Annotated in this window: 23 protein-coding genes; 3 read left to right on the forward strand and 20 right to left on the reverse strand. The window is 42.5% G+C overall.

All coding sequences use genetic code 11. The features are described from left to right. Nucleotides 1–6: 6 nt before the first annotated feature. The 7 genes from grpE to gpr form a co-directional block, all read right to left on the reverse strand. Nucleotides 7–636 (reverse strand): nucleotide exchange factor GrpE, encoded by a 630-nt coding sequence (gene grpE, locus NST13_RS04705; protein ID WP_342469191.1) that lies wholly within the window; start codon nucleotides 634–636, stop codon nucleotides 7–9. 12 nt (nucleotides 637–648) lie between these two features. Next, on the reverse strand, nucleotides 649–1,683 hold the full coding sequence (gene hrcA, locus NST13_RS04710) for a heat-inducible transcriptional repressor HrcA (RefSeq protein WP_342469190.1): 1,035 nt from the start codon (nucleotides 1,681–1,683) through the stop codon (nucleotides 649–651). Between the two features lie 90 nt (nucleotides 1,684–1,773). Next, the gene (gene hemW, locus NST13_RS04715) at nucleotides 1,774–2,916 is read right to left on the reverse strand and encodes a radical SAM family heme chaperone HemW (RefSeq protein WP_342469189.1); all 1,143 of its coding nucleotides are present in this window, start codon (nucleotides 2,914–2,916) and stop codon (nucleotides 1,774–1,776) included. Between the two features lie 106 nt (nucleotides 2,917–3,022). After that, a complete protein-coding gene (locus NST13_RS04720; RefSeq protein WP_342581540.1) occupies nucleotides 3,023–3,556 on the reverse strand; it encodes an Ltp family lipoprotein in 534 nt (177 codons plus the stop codon). Nucleotides 3,557–3,718: 162 nt separating this feature from the next. Then, entirely contained in the window at nucleotides 3,719–5,548 is a 1,830-nt protein-coding gene (gene lepA, locus NST13_RS04725; RefSeq protein WP_342581541.1) for a translation elongation factor 4, read from the reverse strand. A 273-nt stretch (nucleotides 5,549–5,821) separates the two neighbouring features. After that, complete coding sequence (gene spoIIP, locus NST13_RS04730) at nucleotides 5,822–6,622, reverse strand: stage II sporulation protein P (RefSeq protein WP_342581542.1); 801 nt, start codon at nucleotides 6,620–6,622, stop codon at nucleotides 5,822–5,824. A 51-nt stretch (nucleotides 6,623–6,673) separates the two neighbouring features. Then, nucleotides 6,674–7,705 (reverse strand): GPR endopeptidase, encoded by a 1,032-nt coding sequence (gpr, locus tag NST13_RS04735; protein WP_342581543.1) that lies wholly within the window; start codon nucleotides 7,703–7,705, stop codon nucleotides 6,674–6,676. 157 nt (nucleotides 7,706–7,862) lie between these two features. On the opposite strand from gpr, the gene rpsT reads away from it, so the two are divergent. Further along, nucleotides 7,863–8,123: a 30S ribosomal protein S20 gene (rpsT, locus tag NST13_RS04740; RefSeq protein WP_342581544.1), complete on the forward strand. Its 261-nt coding sequence runs from the start codon at nucleotides 7,863–7,865 to the stop codon at nucleotides 8,121–8,123. A 105-nt stretch (nucleotides 8,124–8,228) separates the two neighbouring features. Here rpsT and holA read toward each other — a convergent pair whose 3' ends face one another. Beyond that, the gene (holA, locus tag NST13_RS04745; protein WP_342469181.1) at nucleotides 8,229–9,239 is read right to left on the reverse strand and encodes a DNA polymerase III subunit delta; all 1,011 of its coding nucleotides are present in this window, start codon (nucleotides 9,237–9,239) and stop codon (nucleotides 8,229–8,231) included. Between the two features lie 174 nt (nucleotides 9,240–9,413). On the opposite strand from holA, the gene NST13_RS04750 reads away from it, so the two are divergent. After that, nucleotides 9,414–9,578, forward strand: a complete 165-nt coding sequence (locus NST13_RS04750; RefSeq protein ID WP_342469180.1) for a YqzM family protein — start codon at nucleotides 9,414–9,416, stop codon at nucleotides 9,576–9,578. Between the two features lie 57 nt (nucleotides 9,579–9,635). On the opposite strand, the gene NST13_RS04755 is transcribed toward NST13_RS04750, so the two are convergent. The 11 genes from NST13_RS04755 to NST13_RS04805 form a co-directional block, all read right to left on the reverse strand. Next, the gene (locus NST13_RS04755) at nucleotides 9,636–11,921 is read right to left on the reverse strand and encodes a DNA internalization-related competence protein ComEC/Rec2 (RefSeq protein ID WP_342469179.1); all 2,286 of its coding nucleotides are present in this window, start codon (nucleotides 11,919–11,921) and stop codon (nucleotides 9,636–9,638) included. Then, nucleotides 11,905–12,474, reverse strand: a complete 570-nt coding sequence (locus NST13_RS04760; protein WP_342469178.1) for a ComE operon protein 2 — start codon at nucleotides 12,472–12,474, stop codon at nucleotides 11,905–11,907. Before NST13_RS04760 ends, NST13_RS04755 begins: the two co-directional genes overlap by 17 nt. Before the next feature lie 34 nt (nucleotides 12,475–12,508). Continuing rightward, nucleotides 12,509–13,114, reverse strand: coding sequence for a helix-hairpin-helix domain-containing protein (locus NST13_RS04765; protein ID WP_342469177.1), 606 nt, complete (start codon nucleotides 13,112–13,114; stop codon nucleotides 12,509–12,511). A 112-nt stretch (nucleotides 13,115–13,226) separates the two neighbouring features. Continuing rightward, a complete protein-coding gene (locus tag NST13_RS04770) occupies nucleotides 13,227–13,967 on the reverse strand; it encodes a class I SAM-dependent methyltransferase (RefSeq protein ID WP_342469176.1) in 741 nt (246 codons plus the stop codon). After that, on the reverse strand, nucleotides 13,960–14,307 hold the full coding sequence (gene rsfS, locus NST13_RS04775) for a ribosome silencing factor (RefSeq protein ID WP_342469175.1): 348 nt from the start codon (nucleotides 14,305–14,307) through the stop codon (nucleotides 13,960–13,962). The genes NST13_RS04770 and rsfS overlap by 8 nt, the downstream gene beginning before the upstream one ends. 63 nt (nucleotides 14,308–14,370) lie before the next feature. Next, the gene (gene yqeK, locus NST13_RS04780; protein WP_342469174.1) at nucleotides 14,371–14,925 is read right to left on the reverse strand and encodes a bis(5'-nucleosyl)-tetraphosphatase (symmetrical) YqeK; all 555 of its coding nucleotides are present in this window, start codon (nucleotides 14,923–14,925) and stop codon (nucleotides 14,371–14,373) included. Beyond that, complete coding sequence (locus NST13_RS04785) at nucleotides 14,912–15,484, reverse strand: nicotinate-nucleotide adenylyltransferase (protein WP_342469173.1); 573 nt, start codon at nucleotides 15,482–15,484, stop codon at nucleotides 14,912–14,914. The genes yqeK and NST13_RS04785 overlap by 14 nt, the downstream gene beginning before the upstream one ends. Before the next feature lie 23 nt (nucleotides 15,485–15,507). Then, nucleotides 15,508–15,801 (reverse strand): ribosome assembly RNA-binding protein YhbY, encoded by a 294-nt coding sequence (gene yhbY, locus NST13_RS04790; protein ID WP_342581545.1) that lies wholly within the window; start codon nucleotides 15,799–15,801, stop codon nucleotides 15,508–15,510. A gap of 17 nt (nucleotides 15,802–15,818) precedes the next feature. Beyond that, nucleotides 15,819–16,640 carry a shikimate dehydrogenase gene (gene aroE, locus NST13_RS04795; RefSeq protein ID WP_342469171.1) on the reverse strand — a complete coding sequence of 274 codons (822 nt, stop codon included), beginning with the start codon at nucleotides 16,638–16,640 and terminating at the stop codon, nucleotides 15,819–15,821. Between the two features lie 20 nt (nucleotides 16,641–16,660). Next, nucleotides 16,661–17,764, reverse strand: coding sequence for a ribosome biogenesis GTPase YqeH (gene yqeH / locus NST13_RS04800; RefSeq protein ID WP_342469170.1), 1,104 nt, complete (start codon nucleotides 17,762–17,764; stop codon nucleotides 16,661–16,663). Then, nucleotides 17,764–18,282 carry a YqeG family HAD IIIA-type phosphatase gene (locus tag NST13_RS04805; protein WP_342469169.1) on the reverse strand — a complete coding sequence of 173 codons (519 nt, stop codon included), beginning with the start codon at nucleotides 18,280–18,282 and terminating at the stop codon, nucleotides 17,764–17,766. Before NST13_RS04805 ends, yqeH begins: the two co-directional genes overlap by 1 nt. 267 nt (nucleotides 18,283–18,549) lie before the next feature. Here NST13_RS04805 and sigK point away from each other — a divergent pair, with 267 nt between their 5' ends. Next, the gene (gene sigK / locus NST13_RS04810) at nucleotides 18,550–19,284 is read left to right on the forward strand and encodes an RNA polymerase sporulation sigma factor SigK (RefSeq protein WP_342469168.1); all 735 of its coding nucleotides are present in this window, start codon (nucleotides 18,550–18,552) and stop codon (nucleotides 19,282–19,284) included. 62 nt (nucleotides 19,285–19,346) lie between these two features. Here the strand turns inward: sigK and NST13_RS04815 are convergent, their stop codons facing one another. Then, nucleotides 19,347–20,999, reverse strand: coding sequence for an IS1182 family transposase (locus NST13_RS04815; protein WP_342580669.1), 1,653 nt, complete (start codon nucleotides 20,997–20,999; stop codon nucleotides 19,347–19,349). Nucleotides 21,000–21,136: the final 137 nt, after the last annotated feature.

A 21,136-nucleotide genomic window follows, 5' to 3' on the forward strand; every position in this document is an offset into this window, starting at 1 on the left:
ATTTCATTATTCATTTACAGAAACCATGGAAGGTCTTAATACGCGATCTTTCAATTTATAGCCTTTCTGCAATTCCTTCAATACGATGCCAGACTCTTTTTCAGGGTCTGATTCTTGCATGATGGCCTGATGAACATTCGGGTCAAATGGTTGACCGACAGCCGGAATCACTTCAAGCCCTTCTTTTTTGGCCGCTTCGATAAGGGCATTGTAGACCATTTCAATGCCTTTATATAAAGAATTTGCGTCCTCAGAAGCAACTTTCACCTGCAATGCCCTTTCAAAGTTATCAATGACCGGCAATAAATCTGTCAATAGGCTTTGAGCGCGGTATTTTTCAGCAGCTTGCAGGTCAAGCTGGCTGCGACGGCGCAAATTCTCAAAATCCGCTCTCAATCTTAAATACCGATTTTCTTCTTCCGCCAATTTCGCTTCCAACTCGGCGATTTTCGCTTTATAAGCATCCACGGAAACTTCTTCTGAACTTTCCTCAGCCGATTTGTCCGCTTCTTCATTGTTTGCCGCTTCATCGTTTACGGAAGCTTCTTCAATGGTTGCGTTTTCCGCTTTCTCGATTTGTTCTTCTTTCTCTATCGTTTCTTCCTGTTTGTTCTTGTTTTCTGCCGTTTCGGACACCTAAAATCCTCCTTACTGTCCATCGTTCAATTTTTCGGATAAAGTTCTGGATAACCCTCTTCTTACAATGTCAAGCAATGTTACGACCCGCTTATAATCCATCCGGGTTGGACCAATGATGGCAATCGCCCCGTTCTGATCTTCTCCGGCACTGTAAGACGCTGTGATCACACTGCAGTGTTCCACAGCGATATGATTGTTTTCGGATCCGATGCGGATCGTAATTCCCTGTTTCACCGGCTGGAACAGAGAAATGACTTGGCTCTTTTTGTCCATTAAATCCAACAGTTGACGGATTTTATTGATATCGTGGAACTCCGGCTGGTTTAACATATTGGTTTTGCCGCCAAAGTAAATTTTACTATCATTTTCCACAGATGCAACTTTTAGCAATGATTGAATGATGGAATCCGCCATATGGACATGTTGTTTCAACACTTCATACGTTTCTTTTTCCAATTTGCTTTGAAGATGGATCAATGGAACCCCAATCAAACGTTCATTTAAAATATTCACCGTTTTTTCAATATCCGATGAATAAAAGCCCTCAGGCAATAAAATGACTTGGTTTTCGACATGACCCATATCTGTCACAATGATCGCAACAGCAGTTTGTTTGGATAGCGGAATGATTTGAAAACGTTTGACCCTGTGTTCCGTCACATTCGGGCCGAGCAAAATCGCAGTATAGGAAGTCAATTCAGACAAAATGCTGGCAGACTCCCGGATAATTTGTTCAACTTCGACTTTTTGCTTCTCAAAAATGGATTGAATCAAATTTATTTCCTCTACAGACATGCGCTTTGGCTGCAATAGGTGATCAACATAATAACGGTACCCTTTTTCAGAAGGGATGCGCCCGGATGATACATGCGTTTTTTCCAAATATCCCAGCTCTTCCAAATCCGCCATTTCATTCCGGATTGTGGCGGGAGAATAATTGATTCCCTTCTTCTTGGAAATCTGACGGGATCCTACAGGCTGAGCTGACGTAACAAAATCATCAACGATAACTTGCAAGATTTGTAATTGACGATCAGTTAACATGAAAACCACCTCTGTTAGCACTCAAGAAGCGAGAGTGCTAATACTATAATTAAATTAACAAAACAATGAATCAGTGTCAACGAAATACCCCTACTCGCTCAACAAAAATTGTTGAAACACTTCATTGCCCAAGAAGCGGCCTTTTTTTGTCAACTTCAATCGTTCTTCCTCTTCCGTGACCAACCCTTCATTCTTCAGTTCGTTGATAATTTCACCGTATTTTTCTTTCATGGAAAAACCCATTTTCATTTCAAATTGTTTGAAGGATACCCCTTCATTTTTCCGCAATCCCAAAAACATTTCTTCCTCGCATTTTTCCATCAATGTCACTTGATGGCTGTGAAGAACAGGAAGTTGTCCCATCCCGATGGACTGCAGATACTTTTTGATGGGACCATGGTTGGAATAGCGGACGCCCTTGATATATCCGTGGGCACCGGCGCCAAATCCCGCATATTCATCGTTGTCCCAGTAAATTTTATTGTGGACGGATTCAAAACCTTCCTTGGCGAAATTGCTGATTTCGTACTGATGTAAACCGCCCTGTTCCATTTTCTCCATCAAACGTTCATACATTTTTGCCTCCAGCTCTTCTTCCGGCAATTGCAGTTTTCCTTTTGAATATTGAATATAAAAAACCGTTTTCGGTTCCACGATCAATGAATAAGCCGAATAATGCGGCAAATTCAATGCAAGCGCCTTTTCAAGGGTGTCCTCCCATTGCTCCATCGACTGTCCCGGCAAACCGTACATCAGATCGATGCTGATATTTTCAAAGCCGGCTTCCATCGCGTTTTCAATGGCGCGATATACTTCGTCATTTGTATGGGTTCTCCCCAGTTTTTTTAGAAGTTGTCCATCAAAAGATTGGACCCCTAAACTTAAACGGTTGACCCCTCCGCTTCTTAACACTTTCAATTTATCGACGGTCAGTTCATCCGGATTGGCTTCGGCTGTGAACTCCAACACATCGGTTGATAAATGTTGGGCAATGAGCTCCAACAGGCGGTCAAGCTGCCTTGGGGAAAGGGCTGTTGGCGTGCCCCCTCCCAAATAGATCGTTTCCAGATTTGCAAATTGCTCAGGCGAGTTTAAAACGGCCATCGCCATCTCTTTCCCGACCGCTTCGATATATTCATCCACCGGCTGTTTGTGGAAATACACTTTGTTAAAATCACAGTAATTGCATATTTGATGACAGAACGGGATATGGATGTAAACCCCTCGGACCATGGAAACCCTTCTTTCTACTATTTATCTTACTATTGTACATTTTCAATCCGAAAATTCAATGTTGAAGGCACAGAAAAAAGCCACCCGATGACCGAATGGCTTTCTGTCATTGTAAATGATCGATTGCATATTGCGCTTCTTCCGGAGTGAATTTTTCCCCATATTCGGAAACGAGCTGATCATAAATCGCCGAGTTGGACATGTTCATCGATTCCGCATAAGATTTGGCTTTTTTCAATGCATTTTCTTTCCAATCCCATTCCAGATGATCGACGGCATATTGGGCGGCTTCCGCCGGGAAACCTTCCCCGTATTCAGAAACCAATTGATCATAAATGGCCGCCTTTGACATGTGCATCGTTTTGGCATAGGTTTCGGCTTTCTTCAATGCAGCCTTATACTCCCTTGGCACTTCTTCTTTTGCCGTTTCAGGAGCTGTATCGGCCGCTTCCTCATCAGCTACATCCGTTTCCTTATTCTCCTCCTCAACGGCATTCTTATCTTCCGCAGGGGCTGAAGCGTTATCCGCATCATCCGCCACTTCCTTTTCGTCGCCTCCGGATAAAGAACCGATAAGAGCGATCACAAAAACGATGACAAGCGCAATAAACCACCAACGTTTATAAAACGGTTTTTTCAATTTTCAAATCCCTCCCAGTCACTGAATCACGGTTGATTCTTTTCACTTATTGTTTTCCATCGTTTCAGTCATTAAACGGCAAAAAATATGGAAGGGATTGAAAGCTGTTGGAAATGAAAAAAAGACATAGCAACGTGGCTATGTCCAAATTCGGCAAGCACTTTATTTATTTTCTTCATCCATTCGCAATACGGCCATGAATGCTTCCTGCGGGATTTCGACAGAACCGACCTGTTTCATGCGCTTTTTACCTTCTTTTTGTTTTTCAAGCAATTTGCGTTTCCGGGAAATGTCTCCCCCGTAACATTTGGCCAGCACGTTTTTGCGCATCGCTTTGATGTTCGAACGGGCGATGATTTTTGTTCCGATCGCCGCCTGAATCGGCACTTCGAATTGTTGGCGAGGGATGATGTCTTTCAGTTTTTCCACAATCACTTTGCCCCGTTCATAAGCGAAATCCCGATGGACGATAAAGCTTAATGCATCGACTTTCTCGCCATTGATTAATATATCCATTTTCACCAATTTGGATGGTTTATATCCAATCAACTCATAATCGAAGGAAGCGTATCCTTTCGTGCTTGATTTTAAATGGTCGAAGAAATCATAAACGATTTCAGATAGCGGCATTTCATAAATGATTGTTACGCGCGTTGAATCAATATAATCCATATTGATGAATGTGCCGCGTTTTCTTTGGCAAAGTTCCATTACGGCACCGACATAATCATTCGGCACCATGATGGTCGCTTTCACATACGGTTCCAGCACTTGGTCGATTTTTTGAGGAGCTGGCATCATGGACGGATTGTCCACTCTCACTTTGGAACCGTCCGTCATTTCCACTTCATAAATAACCGATGGCGCTGTTGTAATAAGATCCAAATTAAACTCTCTCTCCAGACGCTCTTGGACGATTTCCATATGCAACAATCCCAGGAAGCCGCATCGGAATCCAAAGCCCAATGCCTGGGATGTTTCCGGTTCAAATTGCAGAGCCGAATCATTCAATGCGAGTTTCTCAAGGGCTTCTCGCAAATCGTTATATTTTGCCGTATCGATTGGGTAAAGTCCGCAGAACACCATCGGATTCAATTTCCGGTAACCCGGCAGAGGCTCCTTCGCCGGACGGTCGGCAAGGGTGATGGTATCACCGACATTCGTATCGCTGATATTTTTGATCGAGGCCGTGATGTAACCTACATCTCCCACCGTCAACTCTTCGACCGGATTGATTTTTGGCGTATGTACCCCGACTTCCACCACTTCATATTCGGCGCCTGTCGCCATAAAGCGGATTTTATCCCCCGGTTTTACGGTACCGTTGACGATTCTGATCAATACAACGACGCCTTTATAGGAATCATAGTAAGAGTCGAAAATCAAGGCTTGCAACGGTGCGTCAGGATCTCCCGATGGGGCAGGGATTTTTTCGACGATTTGTTCCAGAAGTTCATCAATACCGATGCCGGCTTTTGCACTCGCCAACACGGCGTCTTCCGCATCCAAGCCAATCACGTCTTCGATTTCTCTGCGCACCTTTTCGGGATCGGCTGCAGGCAAATCGATTTTATTGATGACCGGCAATATTTCCAAATCATTATCCAGGGCCAAATATACGTTGGCAAGCGTTTGCGCCTCGATTCCCTGCGCCGCATCCACCACCAGAATGGCCCCTTCACATGCGGCCAAACTTCTTGACACTTCATATGTAAAATCGACGTGTCCAGGGGTGTCGATTAAATGGAAAATATAAATTTGTCCATCTTTTGCCTGATATTTTAACTGAACGGCATTCAATTTGATCGTAATGCCCCGTTCCCGTTCAATGTCCATGGAATCCAGCAGCTGTTCCTTCATTTCCCGTTCAGTCAACGCTTTCGTTTTTTCCAAAATGCGGTCGGCCAATGTGGATTTGCCATGGTCAATATGGGCAATAATTGAAAAGTTTCTGATGCGTTTTTGACGTTCTAATCGTTCTTCGCGATTCATATCTCCACTCCTAACAAATGCCTCCATGCGATCGTTGTCCGTCTACACTCGCTTTCGCAGGAGGCTTAAACTTTCCGTATATACTGTTCTGATTTATAGCGTATTCTTTCATTCTTTTGTTCTTCATAAAATATAAACTAAGTTGAATTATACTATGAACCGGGACGAAAGCACAATAATAAACAAGTATAGCAAAATAAGGGGCATACACGATTCGGTTCGTGCAAAAAAACAGCGTTTAAAAGAGGACCCTTTAAACGCTTACAAACGCGATCATTTTTCAACCAGACTGTTTGCCACCGCTTGTGCCAACACCGCCACCGTCCGGTACACTTCATCCTCCGTGTTATCGATGCCGCCGATTTCAATTAAAATAAATTCCTTCGCCAAATCTTGATTATACACTCCATCTACTCCCGTCCCCTTCTTTTCAATAATTCCCTTGGAAATATTCGGAATAATTTCATTCATGGAATTGCTGATGGTTTGGGCGATGGCCTTATTGGATTTGTAATTCGGGTTTTCCGCACCAATGACAAAGGACACTTTCGCATAGGAAACATTTTTATGGACAACGGTCGTCTTATTGCGGGAAGTGGAATCCCGATGAATATCCAAAATCAGGTCATATTGATTTGTCTTCAATTCTTCGGCAACATATGGCCTTACCGTTTTATATGCATCAACGATCGTTTTTCCGTTTTCCTTCAAAACGGACATCACATCCACATCAAGGGTGCTGGCTGTGATCCCGTTCAACCGGAAATAATCTTCAAACAGCTGATGCATGGAATATAAATTGGCTTGATCGTCATAAACGGCGACCATTCCCTTTTCATTTTCCAGAAACGGTTTATAGGTTTCATGGGAATGGGTGAACAACAGCAACACTTTAAACGGATCTTTTGGAGGCGACACATCAGAAACTACCAAATCATTCGCCGCATAGAGTATCTTCTCTTCTGGTGTAGCAGGCACAAATTTCTCGTTGTTTGGGAAAGGCATCATTCCTATCACGATCGGTAACGAGAAAAAGAAAAGTATCGTCAGTACAAATCTTTTAAAATTTTTCATTTCAGCATCCTCTCCTTCCTCTACGATATGGAAGAGAGAGAATTTTTAGAACTAGTTCACTTTTTCCTCAATCCATCTAAACAGACAATTGCTGATCAGTGTCGAGTATTTCGTCATCCAAATATCGACTTCTTTTGGTGTCACAATCAATCGTTGGGAATTGGACAGGAGCACTTCTTCGAATAATTGTCTCCTTTCCGCTTTCGACCAGGTGGACCATTCGCCAAAAATCGGACGAATGACATTAAAGTCGACATCCTCCTCGGAAGTATCGGAAGTCCAGGCTGTGACAGCCAGTTTTCCGGAAGGTTTATCTTTCTCTTGAATTTTTTTCGCAATGGAACGGAATACTTTATCCACCGCATCGGCAATGATCACCGTTGCATCCACCACCGTGGGAACACCAATGGCGGTTACCGGAACCCCCAACACTTCTTTTGAAATTTCCGCCCGCTGATTCCCGACGCCGGAACCGGGATGAATACCCGTATTTGTGATTTGGATGGTTTTGCATAATCGGGATGTCCCCCTTGTCGCCAGGGCATCTATGGCGAGCACCAAATCCGGTTGAATTTTTTCTGTCAATGCATGGACAAAATCGCTCGTTTCAAATCCCGTCTGCCCAGTAACCCCCGGCGCATACAAAACAAATTGTTCCACATGGTTTTCCAACTGTCTCGCCTGCATTGCATCAATGGTAAAGGGTCCAATGGCGTCGGGTGTAATCGTCTTGTTTCCGAGACCAATGACCAACACTTTGCTGTCTTTTGTGAGCTCAATGTCTTTATGAATTTCATCGATATATTTCAGAAAAGATTCTGCCAATTGCTCGATTCCGTCATGGTCATCAATATTTAAAGTGGGAACCGTCAACGTGATGTATTGCCCTTCTTTTTTCCCGATTTCTTCGGCTCCTTCACTATTGACGGTCACTTTTGTCACTTTGACACGTTTTTCGTTGAATTCTTCAAATCGGACGCCTTCCGAGTCATCTAATTGCTCTTTTTGTTGTCTCGTCTGATGCTGTACGACCTCTTCCGTTTCATCTATCAGGTCTGTTCTGTTCCAATTGATTTCTTGCATGATGATCACCTCTTTTCTATCATGTTCAATCTGTCAAGTAAATATTCTTTGCGTTTATGTGTTGCAATTATAGATTTCCTTTTGTATAATGTTTTCTGTTGTATTAACAATTGATTAGAGAAATTGTCATCTCGTATTACATTTAGGAGGTGAAAAGATGCCAAATATTAAATCAGCAATCAAACGTGTAAAAACTACTAAAAAAGCGAACGTTGCAAATGCACAAGCTAAATCTGCAATGCGTACAGCTGTGAAAAAAGCTGAGCAAGCAATCGCAAGCGGTGCTGACAACGCTCAAGAATTAGTGATCCAAGCAACTAAAGCTCTTGACAAAGCAGCAAGCAAAGGACTCATTCATAAAAATGCAGCGAGCCGCAAAAAATCTCGTCTTGCAAAAAAATTAGCTCAAGCGAACTAAAATAAAAAGATCAATTGTTTTCCCAGACAATTGATCTTTTTTCATACGGAAACAAAAAATCAGGCTATTAAAAAGCGGAAAAACTTTTTAATAGCCTTTTTCTTTCTATAAACTTTTCAGTAAAAACATCTCCAAATATCTTTCCCTGTTGCCCCCGGTCGTTTTCAGCTGCAAATCGATTTCGGCCAGGTCGTTCAACGCCTTCAACAATCTTTCTTCCGTAGGGCGGTCTTTTCGATCCAGCATCAGTTTCACCCTGTAGGGATGGATTTTTAATTGCTTTGAGATTTGCGTTGGCGGATAGCCCTTTTTATGTAAATAATAGACGCTGTTCATTGTTCTTATGTTGTTTGCAAGCAGCCCCACCAATTTGATCGGCTCTTCCTTTTGGCGCAATAAATCATGATAAATCCGGAGAGCTTCAGGGGTGTTGTGGGCAAAATAGGCGTTCAACATTTTAAATGCATCATGTTCGAGGGTTTTCGCAACAAGATCCTCCACCAGCTCTTTTGTAATTACAACGTCTTCCCCCAAATAGAGAGCCATTTTTTCAATTTCCATTTGAAGCTGATTCATATTTTCCCCGACCATTTCCACCAGTTTATCCAACGCATCGTCTTCTATTTTTTTGCCCCATCTGGCCGCCTCGCTTTGGATCCAAACGGCCAAATCTTTTTCCCCCAGCGCTTCCGCGTGAAGCATGACACTCGTTTCTTTCATGAGCTTTGTAATTTTTTTGCGTTCATCCAATTTTTCATACGGGGCGGTAAAAATCGTAACGGCGAAATCGGAAGGGTGGTTCAACCAATTTTCAAGGCGCTTCAAATCATGTTCAATTTTTTCCGCCCCTTTCTCGGCCGCTTTCAAAAACGTGGCATTTCTGGCAACGATCAATTTCCGTTCAGATAAAAAAGGGAACGTATCCGCTTCATCGATGACAAAATCGACCGGCGTTTCTTCCAGATCGAAGGTGGTCATTTCCACTTCTTCCGTTTGACTTAAAACCTTTTTTAACCGTTGGATCGTTTCATCTATGAAATAAGTCTCTTCCCCATAGATGCAATAAACGGGGGCGATTTTTCCACTGTCGATGTCTTTCCAAACTTTTGCAAACATTTCTTGAACCTCCAAAACTTTCGGTAACAATAGTATACACGATTCAAATAAAGAACTGTATTTTTTGTATAAATTGTGTCAAAATGAAAGAGAAAAGTAAGAGAATTTCAACAATCTTATATAGCTTTTTATAAACTATTGACTTATAATGGACTTTGAGTAGGAGGTTATCATATGGCAAATCATAATGAAAATTTCGTTACACATAACCCATTTGAAGGCGAAAATGCTTCTTGCAAACGCAATGACGCAATTGACGCTGGAGTAGGCTTCTTGGTATCATTCTTATTCTTCACATTAATGTTTGTTATTGCAATTATTTTTGATGCTGTAGCTTAATTTTCAATAGAGTGTAGACAAGGGAAACCTTGTCTACACTCTTTTTTATCCTTCATTTTAGTAGTCTGCGCCCGCTTTAACTTCCATTTGCCGGTCTTTCACGACGATTTCAATAGTCCCCACTTCCCCTGTCGTGAGCGTTTTCAGACCGTTCCGTTGATACCGTTCCACCACTTCTTTATGCGGGTGGCCAAACCGGTTGTTTTCCCCTGCACAGAAAACGGTCAATACGGGCATCAATCGTTGTATAAATTCATCGCTGCTGGAAGTTCTGCTGCCATGATGGCCGGCCTTCAACAAATCGATTGCGGAAAGCTTTGGGTAGGTTGCAATCAGCTTCCGTTCCCCCTCTGCCTCCAAATCTCCTGTAAACAAGCCTTGAAAATCCCCCTTCTCCAAATATAGAACGAGGGAATCGTTGTTTCCTTCATACTTAAGATCATGGGGCCAAAGATATTGAAAGGTCACATCCCCTTCTTTCCATCCAAATCCCGCCATTTGCTCTTTGATTGGCACTTTTTGTTTCTTCGCCTCCGCAACCAAATCATTCATCACCGGCTTGGACAACGAAGAAGGAGTGATATGAATTTCACCTATCCGGATTTCCCTTAAAATTTCTTCCGCCCCTTCCACATGATCGCTGTCGGCATGGGTTAAAATGAACGCATCAATTTTCGAAATGCCCTTCCCTTTCAAAAAAGGAACGACAATCCGCTTGCCTACTTCAAAGGGAATCCCTTCCTTCCACTTTTCCTGTTGAAACCGCAAAACCCCTCCTGAATCAATCATATACACTTTCTTCCGATAAGGGAGTTCAATCACGATGCAATCCCCCTGCCCCACATCCACGAAGGTGATCACCAGATGCGGATTCAGTCTTCCGTGAAAATGAAGAAGGAGAACCGGAATAAATAAAACAGGAACTATGTATTTCAGTTTCGCCCGGCAATCGATTAAATAAAAAGCCATAAATACGCCGATATAAGCAATGGTTATCAGCCATAAGGGAGGCTTGCCCGGAATCCACATTTGGTAAGGCAGAGATTCCAGAAAGAACGTCAGGTTTGTGATCAGAAGCCGGAATGGCTCATAACATGCAAAAATGAGATCGGATAAAGGCAATGGAATGAAGGTAAGGAGCAGTAACCCGATATTGATGGGCAAGATAAGAAAGGAAAAAAGAGGCACGTAAAACAGGTTGACAATAAACGAGGAAAGACTGAGTTCATAAAAATGATAAAGCAAAAGAGGATAAACCATTAGCTGGCAAAGGAAAGTAACATAAAAAGACTTCTTCCACCAAATGTGTTCGGATTGCAAAAAACGGCTGGAATAAACCAAACTTGCCGTAGCCAAATAAGAAAGTTGGAAACCAATCTGATAAATCACCCATGGCCCCATCCAAACAAATCCGATGAAACTGATGGCAAGGGCATCATCCACTGCAAGCCGGCCTTTTAATCGGGAAAGCATGACAAGTTCCACTACCGCCACCGCCCTCCATACAGATGGGGCACCACCGGCAAGAACTGCGTAAACCGGCAAGGACACCATAAGAAGAACCGTCGCCATTTCCCTTCTTATATGTAAACGGATGAGACATTCATAAAAAAGAAAGGCAAGAATGGCAATATGCAATCCGGAGATGGCAAACAAATGGGTAATACCTAATTTTTGATATGCCCTTTTCGTTTCATCATCCACATCCTCCTGCCATCCGATGAGCAGCGCTTCCGCTTCGGGAGCCAATGTGGATGGAAAGGTTTTTTCAATATGTTTTTTCAAATGAAACCTCATCAGGCTGATTTTTTGAAGCAAGGATCTTTCCGTGCCGGCATATTGCAAATGTGAGATTTCCGCGATGCCACCAGCACCTTTGCTTTTCAAATAGCTTTGCATATGAAAACTGTATTCATGGTAAGGTCTTTTTGGCTCCACCACTTCCCCTTCCACATAAAACCGCTTGCCGGCCAAAGAAGTGGATTCAAATCGGCGCTTTTCCTCTTCGGAATTCAGCACATACGTTACATACACTTTTCTTCCATCTGCGTCTTTCATCAGCCCTCTTAACGTATCACCACGGATTTTATATTCATCCGTCCATGTATAAAACCCTGGCAAAAGAATCGGCTTTTCAATTTCGTTCAATTGAAATGAAACATAACAAAACGTGGCAAACCCACACATAAATAAGAAAACAAGATGAAAGGGATGGAACTTTTTAAAATAGGCATGAAACCCTAAGGGAAGTAGCAAAAGCAAAAGCCATACGGTCTCATGGGCGCTGACGGAAGCGATGAGCACCGCCAAAGCGAAATAAATCCATTTATGTTTCAGGATCAAATAATTTCTTCACCTGCTCTTCAAAAAGGGATAATTCTTTTTCATCGGCTCCCATTTCCCGCAATTTGTTCAATAAATCCACCGCCAGTTGGAATTTTTCATCCTTTAAAAAATCAATTTTCGACTTGTCGAAAGGCACTTGAACAACGCCCACCCCAGCCTGTTCCAACAATTGCATGGCATAAGGGTCGTTTTTATAATCGCTGGCATAATAAACGTTTTTGATGCCGGATTGGATAATTGCCTTTGTGCATTGCAGACATGGGAAATGGGTGATATAGATATCTGCTCCATCGGTAGGAATACCGTATTTTGCACACTGGAGCAATGCGTTAATTTCCGCATGAATCGTGCGCACACAATGGTTGTCCCTGATATAACAACCTTTATCAATGCAATGTTCCGCACCGGAGATGGAACCGTTGTAGCCCCCCGCAATGATCCGCTTTTCGCGCACAATCGTCGCACCTACACTCAGTCTTGGACAAGTACTTCGCAATGCCAATAGATGGCTTTGCGCCATAAAATATTGATCCCAAGTAATTCGCTCCATATGATTCCCTCCGTATTGTAAAATTGAAATTCTATTATATCGTAATGAGATCCTTCAGTTTTTCAAAGGTCTTTTCTCCAATGCCGGAAACATTTTTGAGTTCATCAATCTGTTTAAATTTCCCATTTTCTTCACGATATTGGATAATGGCTTTTGCCTTGGAAGGACCGATTCCCGGCAAAGTCGTCAATTGCGACTCATCGGCCGTGTTGATATTGACCAACGGATCTTTTTGGCCTGCTGTTTTCTGGCTTTGCACAAAAACCGGACCAACGGATGATGGTCCTTCCCCCTCAAGGGACTCCCCTTTTTTCGGTATGTAAATCACCATTTCATCCTGCAATTTTTGTGCGTGATTGATATAGTTGGAATCGGCTTCTTCCGAATAACCGCCTGCCATTTGAATGGCATCGATAATCCTGTCTTCGGTTGTCAGTTCATATACTCCGGGAAATTTTACAGCCCCTTTTACATCCACGACGGCTTTTGCGGAAGCGGGCTCTTCCGATTGAAGGGTTTCATTGTCAGCGAGAGTTTGTTGTTGAGGAATGGTTGAAATGAGTTCAGTATCATCTGCACGGTCTTGCTGAAGAAAATAAATGACCATGATGATGCAAAGGATTCCGGGTGCGGCCATCATTTTTCCGTACTTTTTGAAAATTTCCTGGAAAATTATTGCGCACCCCTTCCAGAAGGTAAATCATATGGAGCTACCAATATCATACCGGATTTACCTTCTGTTTGAAAAGAGGTCACTTCACGGCGCGGATAAAAATCCGTTCACTCGTTGCCGATGGCGTTTGTTCTTCCCAATCGGCCGTAATGTATACCTGGGAGAACCCCGCTTCTTCCAGCCAGCCCTTATACGTTTCGATCGGAAAGGTTCTCTGATAATGTTCTTCATCAAAACGTTCATATAAATTGGCGTCATCATCCAATACAAAAAAAGTGATGTCATGATAAACGGAATGTTCCGCATCCCCTTTTTCTGTATACCAAATATAGACGATTTCCCCATCATCATACGTAAATGGGCTCTGTAAAAAGATGTGATCCATTTTATAAAGGGAGTGCACGTCAAAAAACAGCTGTCCTCCGATGCGCAACGATTCATATATTCTTTTGAAGGTTTCTTTCACTTGCTGTTCTTCTTGCAAATAATTGATAGAATCGATCGGAATGACGGCAACATCGACTTCAGAAAACCCTTCCAATTCATCCATGGACATTTGATAGAAAGGGATGGACAAGCCCGCTTCCTGGGCCCGCTCCTCTGCCATCGCAAGCATTGATTCCGATAAATCAATGCCGCTTACCTGATAACCTGCCCGAGCGAACAGAATGGATAATGTCCCTGTTCCACAGCCCACATCCAACAAGGTTGGATATTCGGAACATGGCGCATGATTTGTCACCCATTCCACGTACTTTTCATATGGAATATCTTCCATGAGCACATCATATACTTCAGCGAACCGCTCGTAACTATTCACCTGCTGCCTCCACTTCGATTTGCGGCGCGTCTCCCCATAATCGTTCCAAATTATAGAACTGGCGCTCGTCTTTGTTGAAGATATGGACAACAACATCACCCAAATCGATCAATACCCAGCGGGCGTTATCGTAACCTTCCACCCTTTTCACATCAAATCCATGTTCCTCGGCTTTTTCCTTCACTTCTCTCGCAATCGCCTGGATTTGCCGGTCTGAATTTCCGTGGCAAATAATGAAATAATCCGCCAATAAGGAAATATTTTTCATATTTAATACGACGATATCTTCTGCATGCTTATCGTCCAATGCTTTATAAACTAGCTGTAAAAGATCTGCCATCGAGTAAAATTTCCTCTCCTTTTTTTAAACATATTTTGCGAAACAATCGAAAAGTTAAACAAACTATTTATAATAATCGTTGTAACATTCAATGGAAACAGGATAAATGGGCTGCTTTGTTTCCACCAAAAAAGCAAGGGAATGGCGGATACATGCACGCATTGCTTTATCCAAGTCTTCCTGCGCTTTCGCCCGCAATTTTTCAACTCCATCAAACTTGCGGTTTGGCTCAATCATATCCGCGATATAAATAATTTTTTCCAAAGTCGACATATTTGCCCGACCTGTCGTATGGTAACGGATGGCATTCAATATATCTTCATTGTCAATTTGGAATTCATTTTCCGCAATCCAGGCACCTACAGGACCGTGTAAAATCTCAGGTCCCCAATCCAATAATCTTGGATCCAGGCCATGTTCTTTCACGATGGTTTTCATCCATTCTTCATCGGCATATTTGGCCACATCGTGCAAAATGGCAGCGGTTTCTGCCGCCTTCATATCCGCTCCGTACTTTTCAGCCAATTGGATTGCAGTTTCCATTACTCCTATTGTATGAATAAATCTTTTTTCTGGCATTCGGGATTTGATTCGTTCCAAATATTCACTTCGCTCCATACAGACCTTCCTTTCGTATGTAAGCTTCCACTTCCGGCGGCAACAGGAATCTCAATGTTCCGCCCATCGCAAACCGCTTGCGGATGAGAGTGGAAGATAAAGAGATTTCAGGAGCCTCCACCATGATGATGTTATACGGCGACTCGGATTTCGTCCCTGGTCTTTTGATTCCAACAAACCGGACAAGTTCTGCAAGTTTCTCAATTTCATGCCAAGTGTGGAGCGTGTCGATCATATCTCCTCCGATGATGAAATAGAACTCCACATCCGGCTCCCGTTCTTTTAAAGCGACCATCGTTTCATACGTATAAGAAACTCCGCCCCGTTCCAGCTCAATCGTTTCCACTTTAAATTCTTTATAAGGTTTTACGAGCAGTTCCACCATGCGCAGCCGATTTTCATTCGTCGATTCATCATCCTTTTTTTTATGTGGAGCAATGGCATTGGGCATAAAGCGGACTTCGTCAAGCTGCAAGGCATGGTAAACTTCATTTGCCATAATCAAATGTCCGATGTGAGGCGGATTGAAAGTACCCCCTAATATGCCGACCTTTTTCATACATGAACACCCGACTTTATCGTTTATTTAGGTAATTGAATTCTTTTATGCTTCTTGGATTCTTTATATAAAACGACCGTAAGCCCGATCAATTGCACAAGCTCGGATTTCGTTCCTTCCGCCAAGGTTTCCGCCACTTCATGTTTGTCCATCTCGCAATTATCCAAAATGCGGACTTTGATCAATTCTCTCGCCTCAAGGGCATCTTCTATTTGACGAAGCATCTGTTCATTAACCCCACCCTTTCCTACCTGAAAAATCGGGGTCAAATGATGGGCCTCTGCCCGCAAAAATCTTTTTTGTTTTCCAGTAAGCATAATTTCCTCCTAGTAGTCTATTTTAATTGTTCCATCAATTTTTGCATCATGTTCTCTGTATCCGGATATTGGCCCAGCCAATGATGAAACGCGATTGCCCCTTGATGGACAAACATGCCCAATCCGGTGACAATTATAGCTCCCCGTTTTTCCGCTTCTGTCAAGAAAGGCGTCATTAAAGGATTATACACAATATCCGCGACAATTGTCTCTTTTTGCAAACGGTCCAAAGAAAACGGCAGCTTTTTTTCTCCAGTTGATAGGCCCAAAGAAGTGGCTTGAATGACAATGCCATATTGATCCAGTCGTTTTTCCGCTTCGTCAAGAGATAGACTTGTCCCTTCCCCAAGTTCTTCTATGATTGCCTGTGCTTTTGAGACCGTCCGGTTGGCGATGTCCACCTGTTGATAGCCATATTCCTTTAGCGCAAAAGCGATTCCCCTGCTTGCCCCTCCTGCGCCAATGAGGAGCACTTTTTTCTCCCGGTTCTTTCCAACGGCTTCTTCCAATGAATGGACGAAACCGGCGCCATCGGTATTATACCCTTTTAACTTGCCGTCCTTTGTCCGGACAACGGTATTCACCGCCCCCATTTTTACCGCCATGGGATCAATTTCATCCAAAAAGGGAATGATGGCTTCTTTATGGGGAACCGTCACATTCCATCCGCTTGCACCTAGCAATTTCAAGGCCGAAACCGCTTCTTTCAAATGCTCGCTTTTTACATGAATGGGGATGTATGCCGCATCAATCCCCATTTCCTGGAACCAGGCATTATGCATAAACGGCGATTTTGAATGGGCGATCGGATCGCCAATGACAGCAAACCATTTCTTCATTTTCCCAACCCTCTTCTCTATTAAATTAACGAAGGACGGATAAACACTTCCACCCCTTTAGGAGCATGGCAAGCTACAACCGCATTCGGCTGCTGCACCGTAATCCATCCCAGACCGGAAATGACAATGTCCGTCTTCCCTTCCTTGATGGAAAACTCATGGCGGACAAACTCCGGCAAATACTCCAAATACTCTTTGGAAGGAGGCGATAAAAGCTCCCCTTTATGTTCTTCATACAACGCATCCGCTTTTTCCAGCTTCGTGCGGTGGATCGGCAAATCGTTCGAAACATAAATGGTGAATGAATTGCGGTTCCCTTTCAGAAAATCAAATCGAGCAAGCCCGCCAATGAATAATGTCTGGTTGGAATTCAATTGATACACTTTCGGCTTTATTTCCTTTTTCGGCGTGATGTACTTCAATTCGCTCTCATGAATATGGTGGGCCATTTGATGATGGTTGATAATCCCGGGCGTATCATAAATGGCTTTTCCATCATCCAATGGAATTTCAATCATATCCAATGTTGTGCCAGGGAAATGGGAAGTGGTAATCAAATTGCCTTCCCCTGTCACCCGTTTGATGATTTGATTAATGAACGTGGATTTACCGACATTTGTACAGCCCACAACAAACACGTCTTTTCCGTCGCGGTACTGTTCTATCGTTTCAATGACTTCATCCATGCCATACCCTTTATGGGCGCTCACCAGCTTCACATCAACCGGGAATAGACCGAAATCGCGGCAGGCCCGTTTCAGCCAACGGATCACTTTTTCCCGTTTGACGGACTTCGGCAACAAATCGGATTTATTTGCGACGAGCAGAACCGGATTGTTGCCCACAAAACGATGTATACCCGGTATGAAACTGCCGTTGAAGTCAAAGATATCGACAATTTTCACGATGAGGCCGTCGTGTTCACTTAAGCCGTTCAAAATTCTCAAGAAATCATCATCCGTCAACCGGACCGGCTGAATCTCGTTGTAATGCTTCAACCGGAAACATCTTTGGCAAATGATTTGTTCCTTTTCCAATGTTTTTGGCGGTGCATAGCCCGGTTCTTCCGGATTTTCCGTCTGTATTCTTACACCGCAGCCAATGCAAGTTGGCATTTCCGTCATTATCTTTCCTCCCACATCGTTATTCCTTTTCGTCTTAATACATTAAACAAGCGCCGTTCAAAAAATCGGTTAAAGCGCGTAACAAAGCCGTCCGACTCCGCAACTGGACGGACTAAAAACGTATAGAGATTTAGCCGCTTTGCCCCCAAAATATCCGTGAGCAATTGATCGCCAATCATGGCAACCTCTTTTTTATTTAATTGCAATTTTTTTAGCGCCGCTTTGTAAGCCTGTCCAAGCGGTTTTTTCGCACGGTAAACGTAAGGGAGATTTAACGGCTCCGCAAACCGTTTTACCCTTGCTTCGCTGTTGTTGGAAGCGATGACAATCTGTATGCCCGCTTCCTGCATCATCCGCATCCACTTCGCAACTTCCTCCGTTGCGTCCTTTCGATTCCATTCGATTAATGTATTATCTAAATCGGTAATCAAGCCGCGAATTCCCAACCGTTTCAATTTCTCGGGCGTAATTTCAAACACGGATGTTACAAATTCGTTTGGCAAAAATAACTTGTACAAATCCCTTTCCTTCCCCTTCACAAAATTTTTTATATTCCATTATAGCATAACCTTCGATTTGAAACCTATGTAGCGGATGCATTCCATCGCCGGCCGCCATCCCCAAATAATAGTACAACATTTGAAACATTTTCTAAACTATCAAATAATCAGCATTTCTATCAATACCCCATCCCATTTCCCTTTTTTCTACAAAATGAGCCTAATTGCGCATTTTTGCATAAACTATTTCATATAATGTCGAAAAAAGCGGAAAGGATGTGCTCCTTGGGCGGTATATTTGCATCACTGATTCAGCTGTGGCTAGACATCCCCGCATTCCTCGGATACCTCAAAGGCCAGGCATTCCACAAACCATTCACATCAGAAGAAGAAGCCGAAGCGATTGAACGGTTTCTGGCAGGCGATGAACAAGCAAGACTGGATCTGATCGAACGCAATATGAGGCTCGTTGCCCACGTTGTAAAGAAATTCCACCCACCCCACGAACAATTGGACGATTATATTTCCATTGGAACCATCGGATTAATGAAAGCGGTCAGCAGTTACACCCCGGATAAAAAGACCCGCCTTGCCACTTATGCGGCACGTTGCATCGAAAACGAAATACTCATGCATTTGAGAGCCCAAAAAAAGGTGCAAAAGGACGTGTCTTTGTTTGAACCGATCGGTGTCGACAAAGAAGGACAATCTTTGCAAATCCGGGATATATTGCAGCTGGATGAAAAGCCGGCCATAGAGAAAATCGAACAAAAAGAAAGCTTCGAACAATTGTATTCTTATCTGAACACATTGGATCCAAGAGAATTGGAGATTATCATTTACCGTTACGGCCTGAACAATGAAGAACCGTTGACGCAAAAAGAAATCGCCAAAAAATTAAATATTTCCAGGAGCTATGTATCCCGCATCGAAAAGAGAGCTCTTGTGAAATTGTACCAGCAATTTAAACATAATCAAAATGAAAGAGAGAGGGAACGGGAGAAAAAATTAAAAGACTGAGCCGGCTCTTCGGCAGGGCCGCTCAGTTCTTTTTTTCAAAAGAAAAAGGGGCTGGGACAAAACTAGCTTCTAGATAGGAAAAAGGAGAATTTGAGTTGGCTCAAATTCTCCTTTTTCCATTTATCCCCATTATTTTTGGTTAGTTGATCTTTGTTGGCCGTGTATTTTCGTAAATTCACGGCCATTAAGGCAATGCCCATTTCATTTTCCACTTTCGATTTTCCTCGAACGGAAAATCGAGTGAAACGCAAATTAGCCTTCAAGAATCCAAAAACTGGTTCTACGTCTATTTTACGTTGACGGAAAATAGAACCAGCTTTTTCTTCTGAAAGCTTCGCTCTTACATATTCTTTTTGTTGTTCCCATTTTTCATTCACCATGACCTTTCGGTGATTGCCTTCCTTTGCTTTTGTGCATGATGAACGAAATGGACATCCTGAACAGTTTTCACATTCATAGATTTTCAATTCTCGTTTGAAACCAGTCTTATCTGTACGTACAGAACGATAACGGAAGGTTACTCGCTGCTGATTTGGACAAATGTAGGTATCACTTTCTTCGTCGTACATCCAATTGTCTGGATGAAATGGATTTTGTTTATATTTCTTCTTTTGTTCTTTCTCATACATGGTATATGGAATGAGTGCCTCACATTTTCGATTCGAAAGGATGTCTTCATAGTTTTGTTCACTACCATAACCAGCATCTGCGACAATATACTTTGGCAACGGAAAATAATCCTTTTCTATCTTATTCAAGAACGGAATTAATGTACGTGTATCAGTAGGATTTGGAAAGATGCTATAAGCTAGTGCGTATTGACCTTCTGTTGCGATTTGTACGTTGTATCCAGCCTTCAATTGACCGTTTTTCATATAGTCGTCTTTCATTCGCATGAACGTCGCATCTAAGTCTGTTTTGGAATAACTATTCCGTTCACCCAAGATTTCGAAGTCTTTTTGATACTTTTGTTTACGTAAAATCAAGTCAATCAACTGTTTGTACACTCGCTTCGGATATTTCCGTTCGCTTCTTAATGCTTTTCGTTCTGTGGCATCGGGCGATGCTTCTATCTTTTGGTCATATTCCGTAATCACTTCATCGACTTGTTGCACCATTTGAGCGAGTTCTTCAACGGACAGTTCTCCCTCATTTTCCCGCTCCATTTCAGGGATGATTTCCTTCTCTAACAGTTCGTTGTAGAGCTGATTGGATTTTTCAATTAAGCTTTGGTTGTATTTTTCAATGGATTTCTTCCATACGAAAGTAAATTTATTGGCATTCGCTTCAATCTTCGTACCATCGATAAAAATGGCTTCTTGATCGATTAACTTTTCTTCCACCAGTTGGCAACGGAATTGGACAAAACATTGACGAATTAATTCTTTTACTTCCGGATGCACACGAAAACGATTGATCGTCCGATAACTTGGTTCATATCCTTGTGCCAACCACATCATTCGTATACTGTCCTTTAATAGCGCTTCAATTTTTCGACCTGAAAAGACAGACTGCGAATAGGCACACAAAATAATTTTTAGCATCATGCGTGGATGATAAGCAGGACAACCTGTATTTCGAAGAAACGGCTGGAAGGCTTCATCTGGAATACTTTCAACTAAATGGTGAATGTGGAAGGCAATATCATTTTCTTGTAATTTTATTTCTAAATCTAGAGGCAAAACTAATTGATTCATGTTATAATATTTGAACATAAGGACCCTTCTTTCTGTTAGGTTTTGTGTGCTAACTTAATTTTAACAGAAGAGGTCCTTATTTTTTATTGAAAAAATGAAAAACAGCCCATGAAATTTCATTCCAAAATTTCATGGGCTGTTTCCATTTTAGAGGG

The organism is Ureibacillus sp. FSL W7-1570, from assembly GCF_038593265.1.
GTDB lineage: Bacteria > Bacillota > Bacilli > Bacillales_A > Planococcaceae > Ureibacillus > Ureibacillus suwonensis.

What these genes read in the sequence shown, in the direction of transcription:
- yhbY (WP_342581545.1), bottom strand. Translation starts at nt 15,801, where the DNA reads ATGCTTACTGGAAAACAAAAAAGATTTTTGCGGGCAGAGGCCCATCAT.
- NST13_RS04785 (WP_342469173.1), bottom strand. Translation starts at nt 15,484, where the DNA reads ATGAAAAAGGTCGGCATATTAGGGGGTACTTTCAATCCGCCTCACATC.
- NST13_RS04760 (WP_342469178.1), bottom strand. Translation starts at nt 12,474, where the DNA reads ATGGAGCGAATTACTTGGGATCAATATTTTATGGCGCAAAGCCATCTA.
- NST13_RS04750 (WP_342469180.1), top strand. Translation starts at nt 9,414, where the DNA reads ATGGCAAATCATAATGAAAATTTCGTTACACATAACCCATTTGAAGGC.
- rsfS (WP_342469175.1), bottom strand. Translation starts at nt 14,307, where the DNA reads ATGGCAGATCTTTTACAGCTAGTTTATAAAGCATTGGACGATAAGCAT.
- lepA (WP_342581541.1), bottom strand. Translation starts at nt 5,548, where the DNA reads ATGAATCGCGAAGAACGATTAGAACGTCAAAAACGCATCAGAAACTTT.
- NST13_RS04765 (WP_342469177.1), bottom strand. Translation starts at nt 13,114, where the DNA reads ATGATGGCCGCACCCGGAATCCTTTGCATCATCATGGTCATTTATTTT.
- aroE (WP_342469171.1), bottom strand. Translation starts at nt 16,640, where the DNA reads ATGAAGAAATGGTTTGCTGTCATTGGCGATCCGATCGCCCATTCAAAA.
- hemW (WP_342469189.1), bottom strand. Translation starts at nt 2,916, where the DNA reads ATGGTCCGAGGGGTTTACATCCATATCCCGTTCTGTCATCAAATATGC.
- gpr (WP_342581543.1), bottom strand. Translation starts at nt 7,705, where the DNA reads ATGCAAGAAATCAATTGGAACAGAACAGACCTGATAGATGAAACGGAA.
- yqeH (WP_342469170.1), bottom strand. Translation starts at nt 17,764, where the DNA reads ATGACGGAAATGCCAACTTGCATTGGCTGCGGTGTAAGAATACAGACG.
- hrcA (WP_342469190.1), bottom strand. Translation starts at nt 1,683, where the DNA reads ATGTTAACTGATCGTCAATTACAAATCTTGCAAGTTATCGTTGATGAT.
- rpsT (WP_342581544.1), top strand. Translation starts at nt 7,863, where the DNA reads ATGCCAAATATTAAATCAGCAATCAAACGTGTAAAAACTACTAAAAAA.
- yqeK (WP_342469174.1), bottom strand. Translation starts at nt 14,925, where the DNA reads ATGGAGCGAAGTGAATATTTGGAACGAATCAAATCCCGAATGCCAGAA.
- spoIIP (WP_342581542.1), bottom strand. Translation starts at nt 6,622, where the DNA reads ATGAAAAATTTTAAAAGATTTGTACTGACGATACTTTTCTTTTTCTCG.
- NST13_RS04815 (WP_342580669.1), bottom strand. Translation starts at nt 20,999, where the DNA reads ATGTTCAAATATTATAACATGAATCAATTAGTTTTGCCTCTAGATTTA.
- holA (WP_342469181.1), bottom strand. Translation starts at nt 9,239, where the DNA reads ATGTTTGCAAAAGTTTGGAAAGACATCGACAGTGGAAAAATCGCCCCC.